This is a genomic window from Orrella dioscoreae (assembly GCF_900089455.2).
GTDB classification, from domain to species: Bacteria; Pseudomonadota; Gammaproteobacteria; order Burkholderiales; family Burkholderiaceae_B; genus Orrella; species Orrella dioscoreae.
Map to the genome: position 1 here is coordinate 61,889 of NZ_LT907988.1, position 19,443 is coordinate 81,331.

Consider the following 19,443-nt stretch of genomic DNA (forward strand, 5'->3'; position numbering starts at 1 on the left):
TGTCTCCCCCTTGGGAGCCTGTCATCCGTGGCGCTTGCGCCACGAACGACAAGCCAACAAGACAGCTTAGGGGCGCTCAAGACCCAGAGGCGGCCAGTTTTGGCTACGGCCGGGGCTCCGCCCCTTAACTTCGCTTGCGCGAAGTTAGCCTGCACCGAAACTGCCCCCCTTGGGACTTAGGGGCGCTCAAGACCCAGAGGCGGCCAGTTTTCCAGCTTCATGCCCAGGGTCAGGCCGCGTGCGGCCAGCACTTCCTTGATTTCGTTGAGCGACTTGCGACCCAGGTTCGGGGTCTTCAGCAGCTCGTTTTCGGTACGCTGGATCAGGTCGCCGATGTAGTAGATGTTTTCGGCCTTCAGGCAGTTGGCCGAACGCACCGTCAGCTCCAGGTCGTCGACCGGGCGCAGCAGAACCGGGTCGATCTGCGGCGTACCGCGGACCGGCGCTTCGTACGAATCGCCAGCGCCTTCCAGGGCGGCGAACACCGAGATCTGGTCCATCAGGATGCGGGCCGACTGGCGAACCGCTTCCTCGGGCGAGATCACGCCGTTGGTTTCGATGTCCAGCACCAGCTTGTCCAGGTCGGTACGCTGTTCCACGCGGGCGCTTTCAACGGCGTAGCTCACGCGGCGGATCGGGCTGAACGAGGCGTCCAGGACGATGCGGCCGATGGTGTGGCTGCGGTCTTCGGTCAGCGCGCGCACGTTGCCGGGCACGTAGCCGCGGCCCTTCTCCACCTTGATCTGCATTTCCAGCTTGCCGGATTCGGTCAGCGTGGCGATCGGGTGGTTCGGGTTGATGATCTCGACGTCGTGGGGCAGTTCGATGTCGCTGGCCAGCACGGCGCCCGAGCCGGTCTTGCGCAGGACCAGGGTCACGTCGTCACGGTTGTGGAGCTTGAACACCACGCCCTTCAGGTTCAGCAGGATGTCGACCACGTCTTCGCGGACACCCGGGACGGTCGAGTACTCATGCACGACACCGGTGATCTGCACTTCGGTGGGGGCATAGCCGGTCATCGACGACAGCAGGATGCGGCGCAGGGCGTTGCCCAGCGTGTGGCCGTAGCCGCGCTCGAAGGGCTCCATGACGATCTTGGCATGGTGGGTGCCCATCGGTTCGACTTCGATGGAACGCGGCTTCAGAAAACCTTGGACGGACATGGTGATTCCTTTATCAATACCCTCGGCTCGTTACACCGATAAGGCTGATGGAAGACAAGGGGCGCGACACGCACCACCCTGGGACTGCAAAGCCCGCTGCATGAAACCATGCAGCGGGCTTGCGACTCGCGCCGAACTCGCGTCGGAATTAACGCGAATACAGTTCGACGACCATCGATTCGTTGATGTCGCGAGCGACGTCAGCGCGATCGGGCGCCTGCTTGAAGGTGCCGGTCATCTTGCTGGTGTCGACATCGACCCACTGAGGGATGCCCAGGCCGGAAGCCAGATCCAGCGATTCGCGGATGCGAGCCTGGCTCTTCGACTTTTCACGGATGGACACGACGTCGCCAGCCTTCACGATCAGCGAAGCGATGTTGGCCGAGCGGCCGTTCACTTCGATGGCGCGGTGCGACACCAGTTGGCGCGCTTCAGCGCGGGTCGAGCCGAAGCCCATGCGGTAGACGACGTTGTCCAGGCGCGATTCAAGCAGCTGGATCAGCGTTTCGCCGGTGTTGCCACGGCGACGGTCGGCTTCAGCGAAGTACTTGCGGAATTGCTTTTCCAGCACGCCGTACATGCGCTTGAGCTTTTGCTTTTCGCGCAGCTGCAGGCCGTAGTCGGAAGTGCGGGCACCCGAAGTGCGGCCGTGTTGGCCGGGCTTGGAATCCAGCTTGCACTTGGAGTCCAGCGAGCGGCGGGCGCTCTTCAGGAACAGATCGGTACCCTCGCGGCGCGAGAGCTTGCATTTGGGTCCAGTATAACGAGCCATTGCGGTTCCCTTTAGATACGACGACGCTTCGGCGGACGGCAGCCGTTATGCGGCACGGGCGTGATGTCGGCGATGCTCGAGATCTTGATGCCCAGCGCATTCAGCGCGCGCACGGACGACTCACGGCCGGGGCCGGGTCCCTTGATGCGCACTTCCAGCGTCTTGATGCCGTATTCCAGCGCGACGCGGCCAGCGGTTTCCGCGGCAACCTGCGCGGCGAACGGGGTGGATTTGCGCGAGCCCTTGAAGCCTGCGCCACCCGACGTTGCCCACGACAGAGCGTTGCCCTGGCGGTCGGTGATGGTGATGATGGTGTTGTTGAAGGAAGCGTGAACGTGCGCGATGCCGTCCGACACATTCTTCTTGACCTTTTTGCGCACGCGGGAGGCGCCGCTGTTGGAAGCTTTCGCCATGTTCTAGTTCCTCGATTATTTCTTCAGAGACGCAGCGGCGCGACGCGGGCCCTTGCGGGTACGAGCGTTCGTGCGGGTACGCTGGCCGCGCACCGGCAGGCCACGCTTGTGGCGCATTCCGCGGTAGCTGCCCAGGTCGATCAGGCGCTTGATCGACAGCTGGACTTCGCGGCGCAGATCGCCCTCGACGGTGAACACACCGACGTGTTCGCGAATGCGCTCGAGCTCTGCGTCGGTCAGATCCTTCACTTTCTTGTTCAGCGGCACACCAGCGGATTCGCAGATTTTGCGAGCGCGCGTGCGACCGATACCGAAAATGGCGGTCAAGCCGATCTCGGCGTGCTGTTGCGGCGGAATGTTGATGCCAGCAATACGGGCCATGACTGTTCCTTGAATAAATCCGTTGCGCTAGTCGCTAACCCTCGGGGTTAGCCCTGGCGCTGCTTGTGACGCGGGTCGGTGCAGATGATGCGCACGACGCCGTGACGTTTGATGACTTTGCAATTACGGCAAATCCGCTTCACCGATGCCATTACTTTCATGGTTGACTCCTGTTATTTCCGCAAACCGCTCGATTACTTGGAGCGGAAGACGATCCTGGCTCGCGACAGGTCATAGGGCGTGAGCTCCACTGTGACCTTGTCACCCGGCAGGATCCGGATGTAATGCATACGCATCTTGCCGGAGATGTGGCCCAGCACTACGTGGCCATTCTCAAGCTTGACGCGGAAAGTCGCGTTGGGAAGGTTCTCGAGAACCTCGCCCTGCATTTGTATGACGTCGTCCTTTGCCATTCTCTTCGCTTACCGCATCGGCAGATTTCCGCCCTTGAAGTTTGCCTTCTTGAGCAGGGAATCGTATTGGTGGGACATCATGTAGGCCTGAACCTGCGCCATGAAATCCATGGTGACCACCACAATAATCAGCAGCGACGTACCACCGAAGTAGAACGGCACATTCCAGCGCATCACCAGGAATTCCGGCAGCAGGCACACCAGCGTGATGTACAGCGCACCAGCCAGGGTCAGGCGCATCAGGATCTTGTCGATGAAGCGCGCGGTCTGGTCGCCAGGACGGATCCCAGGGACGAACGCACCACTCTTCTTCAGGTTATCTGCGGTTTCGCGGCTGTTGAACACCAGGGCCGTATAGAAGAAGCAGAAGAAGATGATCGCGGCGGAATACAGCGTGATGTACAGCGGCTGACGCGGTGCCAGTGCGGCGGCCAGATCACCCAGCCAACGCATGCTCTCGTTGTTCGAGAACCAGCTCGTGATCGTGGCAGGGAACAGAATGATCGACGATGCGAAGATCGGCGGAATCACCCCGGCCATGTTCAGCTTGAGCGGCAGGTGCGAGCTTTGGCCGCCATAGACCTTGTTGCCCACCTGGCGCTTGGCGTAGTTCACCGTGATCTTGCGCTGACCGCGCTCGACGAACACGACGAAGGCCGTCACCAGCGCCACCAGCGCCACGATGAACAGTGCCGACACGACGGACATCGAATCAGTACTGACCAGTTCCAGCAGACCCGCCAACGCCGTGGGCAAGCCCGCGACGATACCGGCGAAGATCAGGATCGAGATGCCATTGCCCAGGCCGCGTTCCGTGATCTGCTCACCGAGCCACATCACGAACATCGTGCCGGTCACCAGCGTCACGATGGTGGTCACGCGAAACAGCATGCCAGGATCAATCACCAGGCCCGGCTGCGACTCGAGCGCCACCGAGATACCCACTGCCTGCACCAGCGCCAGGGCAACCGTGCCATAGCGCGTGTACTGGGTGATCTTGCGGCGGCCAGCCTCGCCTTCCTTCTTCAGCGCTTCCAGCGAGGGCACGATGACCGACGCCAGCTGCATGATGATCGATGCCGAGATGTACGGCATGATCCCCAGTGCGAAGATGGAGAAGCGCGACAGGGCGCCGCCCGAGAACATGTTGAACAAGCCCAGGATGCCGCCTTCGTTCTGGCGGAACAGGTCCGCCAGCGCGTCGGGGTTGATGCCCGGAACAGGTATGTGCGTACCCAGCCGGTAGACAACCAGCGCGAGCAACAGGAACACGAGACGGCGCTTCAGATCGCCGTAACGTGCGCCAGTCTTGCCCAGTGCCTGCGCGTTAGCCACTCGTCACCCCGCCAATCAAGCCAGCGAACCGCCGGCCGCTTCGATCGCGGCGCGGGCACCTGCCGTCGCGGTCAGACCCTTGAGGGCAACCTTGCGCGACAGCTCACCAGACTTGATGACCTTGGCATAGCGAACGGCCTGGCCGACCACGCCTGCCTGCTTCAGCACTTGCACGTCGATGTCGTCGACGGGCAGGGCTTCCAGATCGGACAGACGGACTTCCGCGTACAGGTGCTGACCCAGCGGCTTGAAGCCACGCTTGGGCAGGCGACGCTGCAGCGGCATTTGACCGCCTTCGAAACCGACCTTGTGGAAGCCGCCCGAACGCGACTTCTGGCCCTTGTGGCCACGACCGGCAGTCTTGCCCAGGCCGGAGCCGATGCCGCGGCCGACGCGACGCTTGGCGTGCTTCGCGCCTTCGGCGGGCTTGATGTTGTTGAGTTGAATATCCGACATCTTGATTCCTTAGACGTCCGAAACCGTGACGAGATAATCCACCTTGCGGATCATCCCGCGCACTTCCGGCGAGTCGACCAGCACCTTGGTGCTGTTGACGCGACGCAGGCCCAGGCCGCGAACCGTATCGCGGTGGTCTTGCTTGGTGCCGATGACCGAGCGCACCAGCGTGACTTTGATCTGTTTCTGAGCCATGGCTTACCCCAGGATCTCTTCGACGGTCTTGCCACGCTTGGCGGCAACTTCAGCCGGCGTCAGCGAAGCGCGCAGGCCGTTGAGCGTGGCGCGGACCAGGTTGTAGGGATTGCTCGAGCCCAGGCTCTTGGCAACCACGTTACGGACGCCCATCACGTCGAAAATCGCGCGCATCGGGCCGCCGGCGATGATGCCGGTACCTTCCGCAGCAGGCGAAATCAGGACGGTCGAGGCGCCGTGCTTGCCGACGACGGTGTGGTGCAGCGTGCCGTTCTTCAGGGCAACCTTGAACTGGCCGCGGCGGGCCTGTTCCATTGCCTTCTGGACAGCGACCGGCACTTCACGCGCCTTGCCCTTGCCCATGCCGATACGGCCATCGCCATCGCCCACCACGGTCAGCGCGGCAAAGCTCATGGTGCGACCACCCTTGACGACTTTGCTCACGCGGTTGACCGCGATCATTTTTTCGCGAAGGCCGTCATCGGGTTGTTCCGGGGCATTCCTGCCTTGCATCTTAGCCATTTGACAACTCCTCGCTTAGAACTTCAGGCCGGCTTCACGCGCGGCATCGGCCAGCGCCTTGACGCGGCCATGGTAACGAAAGCCGGAGCGGTCGAAGGCAACCAGCTCGATGCCAGCAGCCTTGGCCTTTTCGGCCACGCGCTTGCCCACCAGCGTTGCGGCAGCGACGTTGCCGCCCTTGCCGGTTTCGCCTGCCAGTTGCTGACGCACTTCGGTTTCCACCGTGGAAGCGCTGACCAGCACGCGGTCGCCTTCCGGCGAGATGATGTTCGCGTAGATGTGCTGATTCGTGCGGAAAACCGTGAGGCGATGCACGCGCAGCTCGGTGATTTTCCGGCGGGTCGGAATCGCACGCCGCAAACGGGAAATTTTCTTGTCCATGATTCGTCCTTGCCTGCGCGGTTACTTCTTCTTGGTTTCCTTGATGACCACGCGCTCGTCGGCGTAGCGAACACCCTTGCCCTTGTAGGGTTCGGGTTCGCGGTACGCGCGAATCTCGGCGGCCACCTGGCCCACGATTTGTTTGTCGGAGCCCTTCACCAGGATTTCGGTCTGGGTGGGGCATTCGATTTTGATACCGGCAGGCATCTTGTGCAGGATGTCGTGCGAGTAACCCAGCTGCAGCTTGATGGCATCGCCTTGGACTTGAGCGCGGTAACCCACGCCCACCAGGGTCAGCTTGCGCTCGAAGCCCTTGCTCACACCGGTGACCATGTTGGCCACCAGGGCGCGCAGCGTGCCCGACATGGCCTTGGCCTGGCGGGAATCGTTGGCGACGACGAACGTCAGCTTGCCGCTGTCTTCGGTGATGACGACATCACCGGTCAGCGCTTGGGTCAGCGAGCCCAGGGGGCCCTTGACGACGATTTGGTCCTGCTCGATCTTGGCTTCAACGCCCTTCGGCAGTTCGACCGGGTACTTGGCTATGCGTGACATATGAATTTCTCCTTAGGCCACGTAGCACAGCACTTCGCCGCCCACGCCATTGGCGCGAGCCTTGCGATCGGTCATCACGCCGCGCGAGGTCGACACGATGGCAACGCCCAGGCCGTTCATGACCTGAGGGATGCTGGTGCGGCCCTTGTAAATGCGCAGACCGGGGCGCGAAACGCGCTCGATGCGCTCGATGACCGGACGGCCAGCGTAATACTTCAGGGTGAGTTCCAGCTCAGGCTTGGCGGAAGTGCCCTTGACGTCGAAGCTCTCGATGTAGCCCTCGTCCTTCAGCACGGCGGCAATAGCAGCCTTCAGCTTCGAGGAGGGCATGGTCACCGTGGGCTTGTCCACTTGCTGCGCATTGCGAATGCGGGTCAGCATATCGGCGATGGGATCGCTCATGCTCATGTTCTATTCTCCTACCAGCTGGCCTTGGTCATGCCGGGGATTTCACCCTTCATGGCCATTTCACGCAGTTTGTTGCGGCCCAGACCGAACTTGCGGAAGACACCGCGTTGACGGCCGGTGATGGCGCAACGGGTTTCTTGACGGGTCGGGTTCGAGTTACGGGGAAGCTGCTGCAGCTTCAGGCGAGCTTCATAGCGCTCTTCGTCCGACTTGGATTGGTCGTCGATGATCGCCTTCAGAGCCGCGCGCTTGGCAGCGAACTTTTCCGCCAGCTTGATACGCTTGTTGTTGCGATTGATCAGTGAGAGTTTGGCCACGTCATCGCCCCTTAGTTACGAAACGGGAAGCTGAAGGCGGTCAGGAGCGCCTTGGCTTCTTCGTCGGTCTTGGCGGAGGTGGTAACGCTGATGTTCAGCCCACGCAGCGCGTCGATCTTGTCGTATTCGATTTCGGGGAAAATGATCTGCTCTTTCACCCCGATGTTGTAGTTACCACGGCCGTCGAACGCACGACCCGAGATACCACGGAAGTCACGCACGCGCGGCAGCGCGATGTTGACCAGGCGGTCCAGGAATTCGTACATGCGTTGACCACGCAGGGTAACCATGCAACCGATCGGATAATCTTCACGGATCTTGAAGCCGGCGATTGCCTTGCGCGTCTTCGTGATCACGACCTTCTGGCCGGCGATCTTGGTCAGGTCGGACGAGGCGTGCTCGATGACCTTCTTGTCGGCGACGGCTTCCGAGACACCCATGTTCAGGGTGATCTTCGTGATACGCGGCACTTGCATCGCGCTCTTGTAACCGAACTTCTCGGTCAGATCGGCGACGATCTTTTCACGGTACAAATCTTGCAAACGAGACATGTCGATCGCTCCTTAAGCCTTGGCGCCAACGACATCGCCGCTGGAGCGATAGACGCGGACCTTGCGACCGTCGACTTCTTTGATACCCACGCGATCGGCCTTGCCGCTGGCGGGATTGAAGATTGCCACGTTCGAAATGTGGATCGGCAGGGTCTTTTCGACGATGCCACCGGGGTTGTTCTGCATCGGGTTCGGGCGCACGTGCTTCTTCACGACGTTGATGCCTTCGACCAGGACATGGTCGGCATCAATGCGGGCCAGCACCGTGCCGCGACGCTTCTTGTCGCGACCGGTCAGAACGACGACTTCGTCGCCTTTGCGAATCTTGTTCATCGCGGGTTCCTTACAGCACTTCCGGGGCCAGCGACACGATCTTCATGAAGCGCTCGGTACGCAGTTCACGCGTGACCGGGCCGAAGATGCGGGTGCCGATGGGCTCCAGCTTTGCATTGAGCAGCACGGCGGCATTGCCACCGAAACGAATCAGCGAGCCGTCCTTGCGGCGCACGCCCTTGGCGGTGCGAACCACCACGGCGTTGTAGATTTCGCCTTTCTTGACACGGCCGCGAGGCGCCGCATCCTTGACGCTCACCTTGATGACGTCACCGATAGCGGCATAACGGCGCTTGGAGCCGCCGAGCACCTTGATGCACATGACAGAGCGCGCACCAGTGTTATCGGCCACGTCCAGCGTGGTCTGCATTTGGATCATGTTTTTTCCTGTGCCAACTTAATCAGAGATTCTGTCGTGCCCGAGACCGCAACCTTGGGTTGCCATCGCGGGCTTCCAGTCTTTCTAATCAGTTTTGGTCCCGTCAGGCGCGCCATGCGCCCTGGGCTGAATTCCTGCTTGCCTACGTTCTTTCCCACTTAACCGCTACAGCCTGGCCGAATCACCGCGACGCCTTGCACGCCACTGCGACCCCTGCCTTGCCGCGCTGCACACCCTGCTTTGCTTCTGCGTTGCTTATTGCTTGCTATCGCACCAGCCGGGATGCCCGCATGGACTCGATGGGAAAGTCGACCATTCTATCCCTGTTCGGCAAGCCACGCAAGCGGTGGCCGCCGAAAAGTGCAGGAAGGCCACACTTGGGGCCATCAGGCAGGCAACAAGCGCGGGCCACGGGGGTCCTGGAAGTCTTCGTCCTCGTGGCGGCGCGCCTGGGCGCCCGGCAGCGCAACCGGCACGGCGCCGCGCGTCACGCGGAAGACGCCCGCCACGCCGGCCAACTGGCCTGCCTGGTCCTGCAGCGCCATGGTGGCGGCCGAGGCCTCCTCGACCAGCGCCGCGTTCTGCTGGGTGGTCTGTTCCATTTGCGCCACGGCGGCATTCACCTGCTCGATGCCATGGGTCTGCTCTTCGCTGGCCGCGCTGATCTCGCCCACCAGGTCGCTGACCTGGCGCACGCCCTGGACGATGTCCTTGATGGCGCCGCCGGTGCGCTCGACCAGGCGGTTGCCTTCTTCCACCGTGCCCACCGAGTTATCGATCAGCGCCTTGATTTCCTTGGCCGCCGCGGCGCTGCGCTGCGCCAGGTTGCGCACTTCGCTGGCCACGACCGCGAAGCCACGGCCCTGCTCGCCGGCCCTGGCGGCTTCCACCGCGGCATTCAGGGCCAGGATGTTGGTCTGGAAGGCGATGCTGTCGATCACGCCGATGATGTCGACGATCTTCTTGGACGAGGCATCGATGGCGCCCATGGTCTGGACCACCTCGGACACCAGCTGGCCGCCTTCCTGGGCCTGGCTGGCGGTGGCGCGGGCCAGCTGGTTCGCCTGGCGCGCGTTGTCGGCGTTCTGGCGCACGGTCGAGGTCAGTTCCTCGATGGACGCGGCGGTCTGCTGCAGGGCGCTGGCCTGCTCTTCGGTGCGCGAGGAGAGGTCGGCGTTGCCCGCGGCGATCTGCGACGAGGCGCCGGCAATGGTTTCGGAACCCGAGCGCAGTTCGCCCACGATGCTGCGCAGGCGGGCGGTCATGTCGGACAGGGCCTGCAGCAATTGGGCGGCCTCGTCGCGGCCGGTGACGCGCACGTCGTGCGTCAGGTCGCCAGCGGCGACACGCTGCGCGGCCAGGACCGAGTGGCCGATGGGGTGCACGATGCTGCGCGTGAAGCGCCAGCCCAGCAGGACGCCGATGAACACGATGGCGATGCCGATGCCGGACAGCACGACATAGCCACGCGTGGCGGACGCATCGATCTCGGCGGCGCTGCGGTCGATCGTGGCGCGCTGCTCATCCAGCAGGGACTGCAGGCTGCCCAGGTACAGCTTCGAGGCAGGCAGGTAATCGTTCTGGAAAATACGGTTAGCCTCTTCGACCCGGCCCGCCGACTTCTCGGCCGAAATCGCATCGCGCGCCTTTACGTAGGCGATCCGGTTGCGGCCCAGCTGGTCGAAGAGCGTCTTTTCCTCGGGCGTGGCCAGCAGCGTTTCCAGTTCCTTCTGCTGGGCGGTCGACTGGCGGGTGCCTTCGGCATTGTCTTCGGCGAACAGCGCCGCCAGCGACGTGTCGGTGCTGTGTGCAATGGCGGTTGCGCGGCGTACGCCCGTGTGGACGGTGCGATACCAGTCGGAGATCAGGCGCTCCTTGTGCAGCGGGCTGGCCATCATGTTGCGGGTTTCCTCCGCCACGTGCTGCAGCTGGAGAAGACTGCTGGCCAGCATCACCAGGGAGAACAGAATCAGCAGGCCGAAGCCCGCCGCCAGGCGCACACCGATCTTGTATTGGTTCAGGTTCATTTGGACTCGCGAAGTGTTGCCCGCGGCGCATGCGCGCGGTGGGGGATGGGACGCCAATCTACCCACGCCCAGATTGGCGAGTCAGGCAATAACCCAGGGGAAAGCCAGCCTGTTCGGCGCTTCGAACAGGCTCGAGGGATTACCCTATGAAAACGTCTTCAGATTGCCGTAAGCAAGCGCTTACACGCGCCTCGTTCAGCGGTTTGATCCGGCGCAAGCAATGACGGCAAAACGTTGCGCACAGGCTGCATCCTCATTGGGGACGGATGAGCCGCCTCCCCATCCTGGCGTCAGCGGCGCCCTCTCAAACGGGCCAGTTCACTGCTCAATTCGGCGACCAGCGCCTGCGCGCGCGCGAGGGCGTCCTCGCTCTCTCCCGCAGGCTTATCCAGCACGCCAGGCAAAGGCAGGGTGTCCTGCAGGCGCGGCTGGACGCTTTCGCGGCCTTCGCTCACATCGACGTCGAAGACCAGGCATTCGGCGCGATGCCAGGTGGTGAACCACTCCAGCGGACGACCGTACTGGTCCATGCCCTGCCCCTCCAGCATCAGCAGGGGACTGCCGGGCGGCGTATCGAGCAATTCGGCCCGGATGGCATCCGCCCCCACGGCACGGATCTGGTTGCGGCCGGCTCCCGGGCGCAGGTCATAGCGCTGGGTCAGCACCCGGTGCAAGGAGGCGTCTTCCAGGTGTTCCGCGGCCAGGCCTGGCAGGGCCCGCGCAGGCAGCCAGGTGCGCACGTAAGCCAGCGGCGAGCCGCCCACGTGGCGCAGGCGCGCCAGCGCCAGCAGCGGCTGCGCGCCGAAGAACTCGGCCACCGCGGCAGGCGGCTCGGCCTGTTCCAGCGAAAGGATGCGGGTTTGCAGCGTGACGCCCGACTGGGCGAACTGCTCATAGAGGCCGGTGGAGCGCTGCACCAGGCGATGGTGCTCACGCACGGGCGCCACGGTGGCGGCCCGCCCGGGCTCGCGCTGGATCAGGCCTTCGGCCACCAACGCCGACAAGGCCTGGCGCACGACGCTGCGCGCCACGCCGAAACGTTCACACAAGGCTGCCTCGCTGGGCAGCGCGGCGCCTGCCGGCGAGCGGCGCGCGCGTATGTCTTCGCGCAGCCGCTGCGCGACCTGGGCATGCAGGGGCGCGCCGCCCTGGCGGTCGAGTTCGTGTTCTGGACCGGGTGCTGCGTCGGCGGGCGCCATGTGGGAATCAACCTCCAGTTTGTGCCCGCGCAGTTTCCCATACATGCGTCCAACCCGGGGCCAGATGCGCGGCGCGCTCGGCGGCCAGGATCAGGCTGTCTTCACGGGCGATGCCCTTGCCGGCGATATCGAAGGCGGTGCCGTGGTCCACCGACACGCGCACGACCGGCAGGCCGACGGTGATGTTCACGCCGTCGTCGCCATACACCGACTTGAAAGGCGCGTGGCCCTGGTCGTGATAACAGGCGATGACGAACTTCCACTTGCCGCGCACGGCTTGCGGGAAGAGCGCGTCGGCGGGGATGGGACCGGCGGCCAGGATGCCTTCGGCATTGGCTTCGGCCACGGCGGGCGTCAGGATGTCGGCGTCTTCGGAACCGAAGATGCCATTCTCGCCCGCGTGCGGGTTCAGGCCTGCCACGGCCACGGGCTCGTCGGCGCGGCCCAGGGCCTTGGCGAACGAACCGGCCAGGCGCAGCACGGCGCGCATGCGGGCCGGGTTCACGTCCTCGATGGCCTGGCGCAGCGACACGTGGGTCGTCGCGTGGAAGATGTACAGATCACCGGCCGACAGCACCAGCGAGAAGGTCTTCACGTCGAACTCGTGCGCCAGCAGTTCGGTGTGGCCGGGCCACTTGTGGCCGGCGGCATGCATGGCGGCCTTGTTCAGCGGCGCGGTGACGATGCCGTCGACCTCGCCCGCGCGCGCCAGGGCGCAGGCCGTCGTCACGAAACGCACCGAGCCGTCGCCGGCGTCGGCGTTGATCTCGCCAAGCTTCACGTGGGCCAGCGAAGGACCGGCCTGCAACACCTCGATGGTGCCGGGCGTGTTGGTGGCGTCAGCCGGCTTGTCGACACGGCGCACGATGGCGGGGTCGCCGCCCAGGCCCGACACGGCGGCCTTCATCACGTCCACGTCGCCGATCACGACCAGGCGCGCCTTCTGGCGCAGCGCGTCGTGGCCCATCAGCATCTTTGCCGTGATCTCCGGGCCGATGCCCGCCACGTCGCCGAGGGTGACGGCGAGCAGCGGAAGGTTGGCGGAAGCTTGCGTCATCGTTTGAATCTCCTGTCGCGGATGGCGCGCACCGCGCGCACCAGTACATCTTCGGTGCCAAAGCCACCGGCCTTGGTCACCACGGGCAGGCCGGCGGCCGGGCCGCCGGTCATCGTGCCGAGGGGCACGCCACCCATCACTTCATCAACCAGTGCAATACCGTTGGCCGCCAGCGCCATCAGTGTCTGGCGTGCACCGTCGCCCCCAGTGGCCACCACGCCCGCGGCGCCAGTCTCGGTCACGAGGCGGGCAGCCAGGGCGCCCAGGCGTTCCGCCACGGTGTCCGAATCCAGGTCGTCGCGGCGGCCTTCCGGCGCCAGCAGCAACAGGGTCTGTGCATCGCTGTCCGACTTGGCCAGCCCTTCGACCAGGGGCGCAGCCCAGGCTTCCCATTGCGCGGCGTCAGCCAGTTGCGCCAGCGTCGGCAGCCACACCGTGGCGCCGTCGGCGCGCAGCGCCTCGGCCTGCGCGCGGGCGGCGCTGTGCTGCGAGGTGACGACCACGATCACGGGCGAACGCTGGTCGGCGCCTGCCCAGACGCGGGCCAGCGGCACGGCCAGGCCGCCGGCGCCCACGGGCATCACGCGCTCGCCAAGCTCGGCAATCGCACGGGCCAGCAATTCCAGGTCCTCGTCGTTGCGGGCATCCACCACCACCACGTCGCCGGCCTTCGCAATGCGCGCGGCCAGCGACTGGGCGGACTCGCCCGGCTCGGCGGCCACGTGTCCGCAGCCCAGCAGGGTCGGGATATGGCTTTCGGTGACGGGCGTCACGGGATCGGTGGCCGCCGAGGTTTCCGTCACGGGCTTGCCGTTGACGGTCAGCACGCCGGCCTCGACGGTGCGGCCCGTGGCCGGGAAGGCCGGGCAGATCACCGCGATGGCGTCTTCGCGCCAGGCCACGCGCGCGGCCTCGATTTCCGCCCTGAAGGCGCCGCGCAGGGTGGAGTCGACCTTCTTGTACAGGCGCTGGGCGCCGGCCGCGCGCAAGCGCGCGACGTTGTCCTGCACCACGCGCGCCGCTTGCGCATCGGACATGGCGCGGCTTTGCGTGGTAACGGCCAGCACTTCGGCGTCCGGCGCGCCGGCGGCCAGCGCCTCTTCCGCGCCTTCCACCGACAGGCGGGTCGACCAGCCTGCGCGCACGAATTGCACGGCGGTATCGCCGGCGCCGGTCAGGTCATCGGCGACGATGGCAATAACGGTGCTCAAAGCTTGGGCTCCGGCACCGCAACGCCCACCTCCGCGGCAGCCGTGTCATCCACGGGCTTCAACTCTCCGGCACGCTTCAGGAAGTACGACGCCAACATGGGTGCCAGAATGGAACTGATCAGCACGCAAGCCGCCACCTGGGCAGTCGCGGTACCCACGTATTGCTGGAAGTTGGGATCCGCGGCCGCCACCACGGCAGGCGTGGCGATGGCGTTGCCCGCGGTCGTGCCTGCGGCAAAACCCAGACCGCTCTTGCCGCCACGGCGCAGGATGACGCGATAGCCCAGGTAGACCAGGCCGCCCGTGATCGGGCTGATGATCAGGCCCAGGATCAGGCCGGTCACGCCACCGCCCACCACGGCGGTCAGGTTGATGCCGGTGCCCAGCGCAAAGGCGAAGAAGGGAATGACGATGTTCGGCACGGGCTTGAGCACGTCGCGCCACTTGGGATCCAGGTTGCCCACCAGCACGCCGAGCAGGAAAGGCACAAGCGCGGCCACCAGCGCGATCAGCGGAATGTCGGCCAGGCCCGAGGCGCCCAGGAACAGCAGGCTGAAGAAGGGACCGTCGTTCACCGCGCTCGCGACATACGCGCCGCGGTCTCGCGCATCGCCATACTGTCCGGTGTAGGCCAGCCACAGACCGCCATTGCTGTTGTCAAAAGCCGCAAGCATGGCCAGGATCGATACGCCCATCACGCCGTCCAGGCCGACATAGGCGCCGAGGATGATGATCAGCGTCGCAGGCACGAGGGTCTTCATCAACAGGATCGTTCCAGCCGTCGCCAGGATCGGACCACCGGTACGCGCGTTGACATGCGTGCCCGTCGCGAAGATCAGCAGCGCGATCAGCGGCAAGGCGCTGTTCTTGAACAGCGCAGTGGTGAAGCCGCCAATCGCCAGCGCGTCAGGCGCGAACGTGCCCAGCAGCGAGCCCAGGATCAGGGGCACGAGCATCAGGCCGCCGGGAATTTTCTGCATGGTGCCAAAGAATGGCGAGCGGGTGGTTTCGGTCGTCACGATCGGAGTCTCCAGGACGGTTTTTTGACGTGTGCGGTAGGGCCGCAGGGTTCTGTGTTCAAGATTCGGCGCGGCATAGTGTACCGCTGTACGTACGGCCTGTACGTACAGGACAAGCAAATCTTGCAGATTTACGACAAGATCCCGGGTTTTCCCCTAGGCCCCTTCTCGGCCCGTTCCGCCAGGAGGAACCGGTACGCGCGCCCTCCGGGTGTCCGGACGAAAAAAAACGGCAGGGTTTCCCCTGCCGTTCTTTTTACTGCCTGTCGTCTCGCGTCTTAGATGATGCGAGCGGCTTCCAGCAGACGCACCACGCTCCACGCCTTCGAGCGGGAGATGGGACGGCCTTCAGCGATTTCGACGGTGTCGCCTTCGTTGTACTGGTTCGATTCGTCGTGCGCCTTGTACTTGCTCGAGCGCATGATGATCTTGCCGTAGATGGGGTGCTTCGTGCGGCGTTCGACGAGAACGACGACGGTCTTGTCCATCTTGTTGCTGACGACCTTGCCGACCAGCGTACGTTGACGCTTGGCGACGGGGGTGGTTTGGGTTTCGCTCATATCAGTTTCCCGACTTTTCAGTCAGCAGGGTGCGGACGCGCGCGATGTCGCGGCGGACCTTGCCGAGCTGGCTGTTGTTGGCAAGCTGCTGGGTGGCTTTCTGCATGCGCAGACCGAATTGGGCCCGCAGCAGGCTTTCCAGTTCTTTACCGAGCTCTTCGGCACTCTTGGTGCGCAGTTCGCTAGCTTTCATATCGTTTCTCCTCAAGCACCGATATGACGCGACACGAACGTGGTCGAGATCGGCAGCTTGGCGGCAGCCAGGCGGAACGCCTCGCGTGCCAGCTCTTCACTGACGCCTTCCATTTCGTACAGCACCTTGCCGGGCTGGATTTCAGCGACCCAGTACTCCGGATTGCCCTTACCGTTACCCATCCGCACTTCAGCAGGCTTCTGCGAAATGGGCTTGTCCGGGAAGATGCGGATCCAGATGCGGCCGCCACGCTTGATGTGACGGTTGATGGCACGACGCGCCGACTCGATCTGGCGAGCGGTCAGGCGGCCACGGCCGGTGGCCTTCAGACCGAACTCACCGAACGACACGTTGGTACCGCGCGTGGCCAGGCCGGTGTTGCGGCCTTTCTGCTCTTTACGATATTTCCTGCGTGCTGGTTGCAGCATGCTTATTCTCCTTCGGCCGCCGGGGCGGCGTCAGCCTTGCGCGGACCACGGCCGCGACCTGCACCGGGACCACCGGGGCCGCGACGGGCGCCATCCGGGCGGTCACCGCGAGGCGCGCGACGCGGACGACGCTCTTCTTCGCGGGGAGCAGCGGTTTCCGGGGGCAGCTCGCCATTGGCCAGCATGTCGCCCTTGTAAACCCAGACCTTGATACCGATCACGCCGTAGGTGGTGTGCGCTTCCGACGTGCCGTAATCGATGTTGGCGCGCAGGGTGTGCAGCGGCACACGACCTTCGCGATACCACTCGGTACGGGCGATTTCGATGCCGTTCAGACGGCCCGAGCTCATGATCTTGATGCCTTGGGCACCCAGACGCATCGCGTTCTGCATGGCGCGCTTCATGGCGCGGCGGAACATGATGCGCTTTTCGAGCTGCTGCGAAATCGAATCGGCGATCAGCTGAGCGTCGGTTTCCGGCTTGCGGACTTCCTCGATGTTGACGTGCACGGGCACGCCCATCAGACGCTGCAGGTCGCTCTTGAGGCTTTCGATGTCCTCGCCGCGCTTGCCGATCACCACGCCCGGACGTGCCGAGTAAATGGTGATGCGGGCGTTCTTGGCGGGACGCTCGATGATGACGCGACCAACCGAAGCGCTCTTCAGCTTCTTCTTCAGGTATTCGCGGACGCGGATGTCCTGGGCGAGCATGCCGCCGAAGGCCTTGTCGTCGGCGTACCAGCGCGAACCCCAGTTACGGGAAACCGCGAGACGGAACCCAATCGGGTGAATTTTCTGACCCATCGTGACTCCTTAGACGCCGACTTTGACCACGATGTGGCAAGTCTGCTTCTCGATACGGTTGCCGCGGCCCTTGGCGCGCGCGGAAAAACGCTTGAGCGACTCGGCCTTGTCCACGTAGATGGTCGTGACCTTCAGCTCGTCGATATCGGCGCCGTCGTTGTGCTCTGCGTTGGCGATGGCGGACTCGACAGCCTTCTTCAGGATGACGGCAGCCTTCTTGGGCGAGAACGTAAGGATGTTCAGCGCCTGCGCGACCGACTTGCCGCGGATCAGGTCCGCGACCAGACGGGTCTTCTGCGCGGAGATGTGCACTCCACGGATCTTGGCAGTGGTTTCCATCGCTTACCTCTTCGCCTTTTTGTCCGCGGCGTGACCCTTGAACGTACGGGTCAGCGCGAACTCGCCGAGCTTGTGACCGACCATGTTCTCGTTGATGTAAACGGGAACGTGTTGACGGCCGTTGTGAACCGCGATCGTCAGGCCGATGAATTCCGGCAGGATCGTGGAACGACGCGACCAGGTCTTGATCGGCTTCTTGTCTTTGACCGCTACCGCCTTGTCCACCTTGTTGATCAGGTGAGCGTCGACGAAGGGTCCCTTCTTGATCGAACGTGACATGATGTTCGCCCCTTACTTGCGCTTGCGCCGTTGGACGATCATATTGTTCGTCCGCTTGTTGCGACGGGTCTTGTAACCCTTCGACGGAGTACCCCACGGGCTGACCGGCTCGCGAGCTTCACCGGTGCGGCCTTCACCACCACCGTGCGGGTGATCCACCGGGTTCATGGCCACGCCACGAACCGTCGGACGCACACCGCGCCAACGCATTGCACCGGCCTTGCCGATCTGGCGCAGGCTGTGTTCTTCATTGCCGACTTCACCGATGGTGGCGCGGCACTCGATGTGCACGCGGCGCACTTCACCCGAGCGCAGACGGACCTGAGCGTAGATGCCTTCGCGAGCCAGCAGGACGGCGGAAGCGCCGGCCGAACGGGCCATCTGAGCACCCTTGCCGGGGATCATCTCGATGCAGTGGATGGTGCTACCGACCGGGATGTTGCGGATCGGCAGGGTGTTACCCGAGCGGATCGGCGCTTCGATACCCGACATCAGCGTGGCGCCGACTTCGAGGCCACGGGGAGCGATGATGTAGCGGCGCTCGCCGTCGGCGTAGCACAGCAGCGCGATGTGGGCGGTGCGGTTGGGGTCGTATTCCAGACGTTCGACCTTGGCCGGGATGCCGTCCTTGTCGCGACGGAAGTCGACGACACGGTAGTGCTGCTTGTGACCGCCGCCACGATGGCGAACAGTGATGTGACCGTTGTTGTTACGGCCCGAACCACGCGTCTTCTTTTCGAGCAGCGCGGCGTGAGGTGCACCCTTGTGCAGATTGGGCGCAACGACCTTGACCATGCCACGACGGCCGGCCGAGGTGGGCTTGACTTTGACCAGTGCCATTTACTTCACCTCCGCGAAGTCGATTTCCTGGCCTTCGACGAGCGAGACGTATGCCTTGCGCTCGTTGCGGCGACGACCGGTGAAACGGCCGAAGCGCTTGGCCTTGCCCTTGCGGTTCAGGACCTGGACGGACTCGACTTGCACCTTGAAGAGCAATTCGACAGCAGCCTTGATTTCCGGCTTGGTGGCATCGGCCACGACACGGAAGGCAATCTGCTGGTGCTTGTCGGCGACGAAGGTGGCCTTTTCGGTCACGATCGGAGCCAGAATGACTTGGAGCAGACGATCAGCGCTCATCCCAGCATCTCCTCGAATTGGGCGATAGCCGGCTTGGTGATCAGCACCTTCTTGTAGTGGATCAGCGACAGCGGATCGGCGTAACGCGGTTCAACCACGGCGACGTGCGCCAGGTTGCGGGTGGCCAGGTAGACGTTTTCGTCCACGGCATCGGTAATGATCAGCACCGAATCCAGACCCAGCGTCTTCAGCTTTTCAGCGGCAACCTTGGTCTTGGGCGATTCCAGCGAGAACGAATCAACGACCGAGATGCGGCCTTCGCGGGCCAGCTGCGACAGGATCGAACGCAGGCCTGCGCGGTACATCTTCTTGTTGACCTTCTGGCTGAAGTTCTCTTCAGGCGAGTTCGGGAACGTGCGACCACCCCCACGCCACAGCGGCGACGAGGTCATACCGGCGCGAGCGCGGCCGGTACCCTTCTGGCGCCAGGGCTTCTTGGTGGAGTGCTTGACTTCGGCACGGTCCTTCTGAGCGCGGTTGCCGCTGCGGGCGTTGGCTTGATAAGCCACCACGATCTGGTGAACCAGGGCTTCGTTGAAGTCACGGCCGAACACGGTGTCGGGCGCGCTGAAAGTCGCGTCGGACTGACCTTGGTCGTTCAGGAGCTTGAGATCCAT

General features: G+C 63.8%; 31 protein-coding genes. All 31 read right to left on the bottom strand.

Going from position 1 to position 19,443, the window contains the following annotated elements:
• Window positions 1-176 precede the first annotated feature (176 nt).
• The 31 genes from ODI_RS00300 to rplD all read right to left on the bottom strand — a co-directional run bounded on the left by ODI_RS00300 (window position 177) and on the right by rplD (window position 19,443).
• Complete coding sequence (locus ODI_RS00300; RefSeq protein ID WP_067758159.1) at window positions 177-1,163, bottom strand: DNA-directed RNA polymerase subunit alpha; 987 nt, start codon at window positions 1,161-1,163, stop codon at window positions 177-179.
• A gap of 148 nt (window positions 1,164-1,311) precedes the next feature.
• Window positions 1,312-1,935, bottom strand: coding sequence for a 30S ribosomal protein S4 (gene rpsD / locus ODI_RS00305; protein ID WP_067758162.1), 624 nt, complete (start codon window positions 1,933-1,935; stop codon window positions 1,312-1,314).
• Window positions 1,936-1,946: 11 nt separating this feature from the next.
• The gene (rpsK, locus tag ODI_RS00310; RefSeq protein WP_067758165.1) at window positions 1,947-2,348 is read right to left on the bottom strand and encodes a 30S ribosomal protein S11; all 402 of its coding nucleotides are present in this window, start codon (window positions 2,346-2,348) and stop codon (window positions 1,947-1,949) included.
• A 15-nt stretch (window positions 2,349-2,363) separates the two neighbouring features.
• Window positions 2,364-2,729, bottom strand: coding sequence for a 30S ribosomal protein S13 (gene rpsM / locus ODI_RS00315; protein ID WP_067758169.1), 366 nt, complete (start codon window positions 2,727-2,729; stop codon window positions 2,364-2,366).
• A gap of 47 nt (window positions 2,730-2,776) precedes the next feature.
• Window positions 2,777-2,890, bottom strand: a complete 114-nt coding sequence (rpmJ, locus tag ODI_RS00320; RefSeq protein ID WP_067758172.1) for a 50S ribosomal protein L36 — start codon at window positions 2,888-2,890, stop codon at window positions 2,777-2,779.
• Window positions 2,891-2,923: 33 nt separating this feature from the next.
• The gene (infA, locus tag ODI_RS00325; RefSeq protein WP_009523889.1) at window positions 2,924-3,142 is read right to left on the bottom strand and encodes a translation initiation factor IF-1; all 219 of its coding nucleotides are present in this window, start codon (window positions 3,140-3,142) and stop codon (window positions 2,924-2,926) included.
• 9 nt (window positions 3,143-3,151) lie between these two features.
• Window positions 3,152-4,477: a preprotein translocase subunit SecY gene (gene secY, locus ODI_RS00330; RefSeq protein ID WP_067758175.1), complete on the bottom strand. Its 1,326-nt coding sequence runs from the start codon at window positions 4,475-4,477 to the stop codon at window positions 3,152-3,154.
• Between the two features lie 15 nt (window positions 4,478-4,492).
• Window positions 4,493-4,933 (bottom strand): 50S ribosomal protein L15, encoded by a 441-nt coding sequence (gene rplO, locus ODI_RS00335; RefSeq protein WP_067758178.1) that lies wholly within the window; start codon window positions 4,931-4,933, stop codon window positions 4,493-4,495.
• A 9-nt stretch (window positions 4,934-4,942) separates the two neighbouring features.
• Window positions 4,943-5,128 (bottom strand): 50S ribosomal protein L30, encoded by a 186-nt coding sequence (rpmD, locus tag ODI_RS00340; protein ID WP_067758181.1) that lies wholly within the window; start codon window positions 5,126-5,128, stop codon window positions 4,943-4,945.
• 3 nt (window positions 5,129-5,131) lie between these two features.
• On the bottom strand, window positions 5,132-5,650 hold the full coding sequence (gene rpsE / locus ODI_RS00345; RefSeq protein ID WP_067758184.1) for a 30S ribosomal protein S5: 519 nt from the start codon (window positions 5,648-5,650) through the stop codon (window positions 5,132-5,134).
• Between the two features lie 15 nt (window positions 5,651-5,665).
• Window positions 5,666-6,031 (bottom strand): 50S ribosomal protein L18, encoded by a 366-nt coding sequence (gene rplR / locus ODI_RS00350; protein WP_067758187.1) that lies wholly within the window; start codon window positions 6,029-6,031, stop codon window positions 5,666-5,668.
• A 21-nt stretch (window positions 6,032-6,052) separates the two neighbouring features.
• Window positions 6,053-6,586 (bottom strand): 50S ribosomal protein L6, encoded by a 534-nt coding sequence (gene rplF, locus ODI_RS00355; RefSeq protein ID WP_067758190.1) that lies wholly within the window; start codon window positions 6,584-6,586, stop codon window positions 6,053-6,055.
• 12 nt (window positions 6,587-6,598) lie between these two features.
• Window positions 6,599-6,994, bottom strand: a complete 396-nt coding sequence (gene rpsH, locus ODI_RS00360; protein ID WP_067758193.1) for a 30S ribosomal protein S8 — start codon at window positions 6,992-6,994, stop codon at window positions 6,599-6,601.
• Window positions 6,995-7,005: 11 nt separating this feature from the next.
• Window positions 7,006-7,311, bottom strand: a complete 306-nt coding sequence (gene rpsN / locus ODI_RS00365; protein WP_067758196.1) for a 30S ribosomal protein S14 — start codon at window positions 7,309-7,311, stop codon at window positions 7,006-7,008.
• An 11-nt stretch (window positions 7,312-7,322) separates the two neighbouring features.
• A complete protein-coding gene (gene rplE, locus ODI_RS00370) occupies window positions 7,323-7,862 on the bottom strand; it encodes a 50S ribosomal protein L5 (protein WP_067758199.1) in 540 nt (179 codons plus the stop codon).
• Between the two features lie 12 nt (window positions 7,863-7,874).
• Window positions 7,875-8,195 carry a 50S ribosomal protein L24 gene (rplX, locus tag ODI_RS00375; RefSeq protein ID WP_067758202.1) on the bottom strand — a complete coding sequence of 107 codons (321 nt, stop codon included), beginning with the start codon at window positions 8,193-8,195 and terminating at the stop codon, window positions 7,875-7,877.
• A gap of 10 nt (window positions 8,196-8,205) precedes the next feature.
• Complete coding sequence (rplN, locus tag ODI_RS00380; protein WP_067758205.1) at window positions 8,206-8,574, bottom strand: 50S ribosomal protein L14; 369 nt, start codon at window positions 8,572-8,574, stop codon at window positions 8,206-8,208.
• Between the two features lie 386 nt (window positions 8,575-8,960).
• Window positions 8,961-10,601 (bottom strand): methyl-accepting chemotaxis protein, encoded by a 1,641-nt coding sequence (locus tag ODI_RS00385; protein ID WP_067758208.1) that lies wholly within the window; start codon window positions 10,599-10,601, stop codon window positions 8,961-8,963.
• A 290-nt stretch (window positions 10,602-10,891) separates the two neighbouring features.
• A complete protein-coding gene (locus tag ODI_RS00390; protein WP_067758212.1) occupies window positions 10,892-11,800 on the bottom strand; it encodes a GntR family transcriptional regulator in 909 nt (302 codons plus the stop codon).
• 7 nt (window positions 11,801-11,807) lie between these two features.
• A complete protein-coding gene (pdxA, locus tag ODI_RS00395; RefSeq protein WP_067758215.1) occupies window positions 11,808-12,857 on the bottom strand; it encodes a 4-hydroxythreonine-4-phosphate dehydrogenase PdxA in 1,050 nt (349 codons plus the stop codon).
• Window positions 12,854-14,068 (bottom strand): four-carbon acid sugar kinase family protein, encoded by a 1,215-nt coding sequence (locus tag ODI_RS00400; RefSeq protein ID WP_067758218.1) that lies wholly within the window; start codon window positions 14,066-14,068, stop codon window positions 12,854-12,856. The genes pdxA and ODI_RS00400 overlap by 4 nt, the downstream gene beginning before the upstream one ends.
• Window positions 14,065-15,087, bottom strand: a complete 1,023-nt coding sequence (locus ODI_RS00405) for a 2-keto-3-deoxygluconate permease (RefSeq protein ID WP_082985466.1) — start codon at window positions 15,085-15,087, stop codon at window positions 14,065-14,067. Before ODI_RS00405 ends, ODI_RS00400 begins: the two co-directional genes overlap by 4 nt.
• A gap of 278 nt (window positions 15,088-15,365) precedes the next feature.
• Entirely contained in the window at window positions 15,366-15,647 is a 282-nt protein-coding gene (gene rpsQ / locus ODI_RS00410; RefSeq protein WP_067758221.1) for a 30S ribosomal protein S17, read from the bottom strand.
• Between the two features lies 1 nt (window position 15,648).
• Complete coding sequence (gene rpmC, locus ODI_RS00415; RefSeq protein WP_067758225.1) at window positions 15,649-15,840, bottom strand: 50S ribosomal protein L29; 192 nt, start codon at window positions 15,838-15,840, stop codon at window positions 15,649-15,651.
• An 11-nt stretch (window positions 15,841-15,851) separates the two neighbouring features.
• Window positions 15,852-16,268 carry a 50S ribosomal protein L16 gene (rplP, locus tag ODI_RS00420; RefSeq protein WP_067758228.1) on the bottom strand — a complete coding sequence of 139 codons (417 nt, stop codon included), beginning with the start codon at window positions 16,266-16,268 and terminating at the stop codon, window positions 15,852-15,854.
• A gap of 2 nt (window positions 16,269-16,270) precedes the next feature.
• On the bottom strand, window positions 16,271-17,071 hold the full coding sequence (gene rpsC / locus ODI_RS00425) for a 30S ribosomal protein S3 (RefSeq protein WP_067758231.1): 801 nt from the start codon (window positions 17,069-17,071) through the stop codon (window positions 16,271-16,273).
• Window positions 17,072-17,080: 9 nt separating this feature from the next.
• Window positions 17,081-17,410: a 50S ribosomal protein L22 gene (gene rplV / locus ODI_RS00430; protein ID WP_067758234.1), complete on the bottom strand. Its 330-nt coding sequence runs from the start codon at window positions 17,408-17,410 to the stop codon at window positions 17,081-17,083.
• 3 nt (window positions 17,411-17,413) lie between these two features.
• Window positions 17,414-17,689: a 30S ribosomal protein S19 gene (gene rpsS / locus ODI_RS00435; RefSeq protein WP_067758237.1), complete on the bottom strand. Its 276-nt coding sequence runs from the start codon at window positions 17,687-17,689 to the stop codon at window positions 17,414-17,416.
• Window positions 17,690-17,701: 12 nt separating this feature from the next.
• Window positions 17,702-18,529 carry a 50S ribosomal protein L2 gene (gene rplB, locus ODI_RS00440; protein WP_067758240.1) on the bottom strand — a complete coding sequence of 276 codons (828 nt, stop codon included), beginning with the start codon at window positions 18,527-18,529 and terminating at the stop codon, window positions 17,702-17,704.
• Window positions 18,530-18,826: a 50S ribosomal protein L23 gene (gene rplW, locus ODI_RS00445; RefSeq protein ID WP_067758243.1), complete on the bottom strand. Its 297-nt coding sequence runs from the start codon at window positions 18,824-18,826 to the stop codon at window positions 18,530-18,532.
• Entirely contained in the window at window positions 18,823-19,443 is a 621-nt protein-coding gene (rplD, locus tag ODI_RS00450; RefSeq protein WP_067758246.1) for a 50S ribosomal protein L4, read from the bottom strand. The genes rplW and rplD overlap by 4 nt, the downstream gene beginning before the upstream one ends.

Bases quoted from the DNA above. Each gene is read 5' to 3' on its own strand.
- ODI_RS00300 (WP_067758159.1), bottom strand. From the start codon at position 1,163: ATGTCCGTCCAAGGTTTTCTGAAGCCGCGTTCCATCGAAGTCGAACCG.
- rpsD (WP_067758162.1), bottom strand. From the start codon at position 1,935: ATGGCTCGTTATACTGGACCCAAATGCAAGCTCTCGCGCCGCGAGGGT.
- rpsK (WP_067758165.1), bottom strand. From the start codon at position 2,348: ATGGCGAAAGCTTCCAACAGCGGCGCCTCCCGCGTGCGCAAAAAGGTC.
- rpsM (WP_067758169.1), bottom strand. From the start codon at position 2,729: ATGGCCCGTATTGCTGGCATCAACATTCCGCCGCAACAGCACGCCGAG.
- rpmJ (WP_067758172.1), bottom strand. From the start codon at position 2,890: ATGAAAGTAATGGCATCGGTGAAGCGGATTTGCCGTAATTGCAAAGTC.
- infA (WP_009523889.1), bottom strand. From the start codon at position 3,142: ATGGCAAAGGACGACGTCATACAAATGCAGGGCGAGGTTCTCGAGAAC.
- rplO (WP_067758178.1), bottom strand. From the start codon at position 4,933: ATGTCGGATATTCAACTCAACAACATCAAGCCCGCCGAAGGCGCGAAG.
- rpmD (WP_067758181.1), bottom strand. From the start codon at position 5,128: ATGGCTCAGAAACAGATCAAAGTCACGCTGGTGCGCTCGGTCATCGGC.
- rpsE (WP_067758184.1), bottom strand. From the start codon at position 5,650: ATGGCTAAGATGCAAGGCAGGAATGCCCCGGAACAACCCGATGACGGC.
- rplR (WP_067758187.1), bottom strand. From the start codon at position 6,031: ATGGACAAGAAAATTTCCCGTTTGCGGCGTGCGATTCCGACCCGCCGG.
- rplF (WP_067758190.1), bottom strand. From the start codon at position 6,586: ATGTCACGCATAGCCAAGTACCCGGTCGAACTGCCGAAGGGCGTTGAA.
- rpsH (WP_067758193.1), bottom strand. From the start codon at position 6,994: ATGAGCATGAGCGATCCCATCGCCGATATGCTGACCCGCATTCGCAAT.
- rplE (WP_067758199.1), bottom strand. From the start codon at position 7,862: ATGTCTCGTTTGCAAGATTTGTACCGTGAAAAGATCGTCGCCGATCTG.
- rplX (WP_067758202.1), bottom strand. From the start codon at position 8,195: ATGAACAAGATTCGCAAAGGCGACGAAGTCGTCGTTCTGACCGGTCGC.
- rplN (WP_067758205.1), bottom strand. From the start codon at position 8,574: ATGATCCAAATGCAGACCACGCTGGACGTGGCCGATAACACTGGTGCG.
- ODI_RS00385 (WP_067758208.1), bottom strand. From the start codon at position 10,601: ATGAACCTGAACCAATACAAGATCGGTGTGCGCCTGGCGGCGGGCTTC.
- ODI_RS00390 (WP_067758212.1), bottom strand. From the start codon at position 11,800: ATGGCGCCCGCCGACGCAGCACCCGGTCCAGAACACGAACTCGACCGC.
- pdxA (WP_067758215.1), bottom strand. From the start codon at position 12,857: ATGACGCAAGCTTCCGCCAACCTTCCGCTGCTCGCCGTCACCCTCGGC.
- rpsQ (WP_067758221.1), bottom strand. From the start codon at position 15,647: ATGAGCGAAACCCAAACCACCCCCGTCGCCAAGCGTCAACGTACGCTG.
- rpmC (WP_067758225.1), bottom strand. From the start codon at position 15,840: ATGAAAGCTAGCGAACTGCGCACCAAGAGTGCCGAAGAGCTCGGTAAA.
- rplP (WP_067758228.1), bottom strand. From the start codon at position 16,268: ATGCTGCAACCAGCACGCAGGAAATATCGTAAAGAGCAGAAAGGCCGC.
- rpsC (WP_067758231.1), bottom strand. From the start codon at position 17,071: ATGGGTCAGAAAATTCACCCGATTGGGTTCCGTCTCGCGGTTTCCCGT.
- rplV (WP_067758234.1), bottom strand. From the start codon at position 17,410: ATGGAAACCACTGCCAAGATCCGTGGAGTGCACATCTCCGCGCAGAAG.
- rpsS (WP_067758237.1), bottom strand. From the start codon at position 17,689: ATGTCACGTTCGATCAAGAAGGGACCCTTCGTCGACGCTCACCTGATC.
- rplB (WP_067758240.1), bottom strand. From the start codon at position 18,529: ATGGCACTGGTCAAAGTCAAGCCCACCTCGGCCGGCCGTCGTGGCATG.
- rplW (WP_067758243.1), bottom strand. From the start codon at position 18,826: ATGAGCGCTGATCGTCTGCTCCAAGTCATTCTGGCTCCGATCGTGACC.
- rplD (WP_067758246.1), bottom strand. From the start codon at position 19,443: ATGGATCTCAAGCTCCTGAACGACCAAGGTCAGTCCGACGCGACTTTC.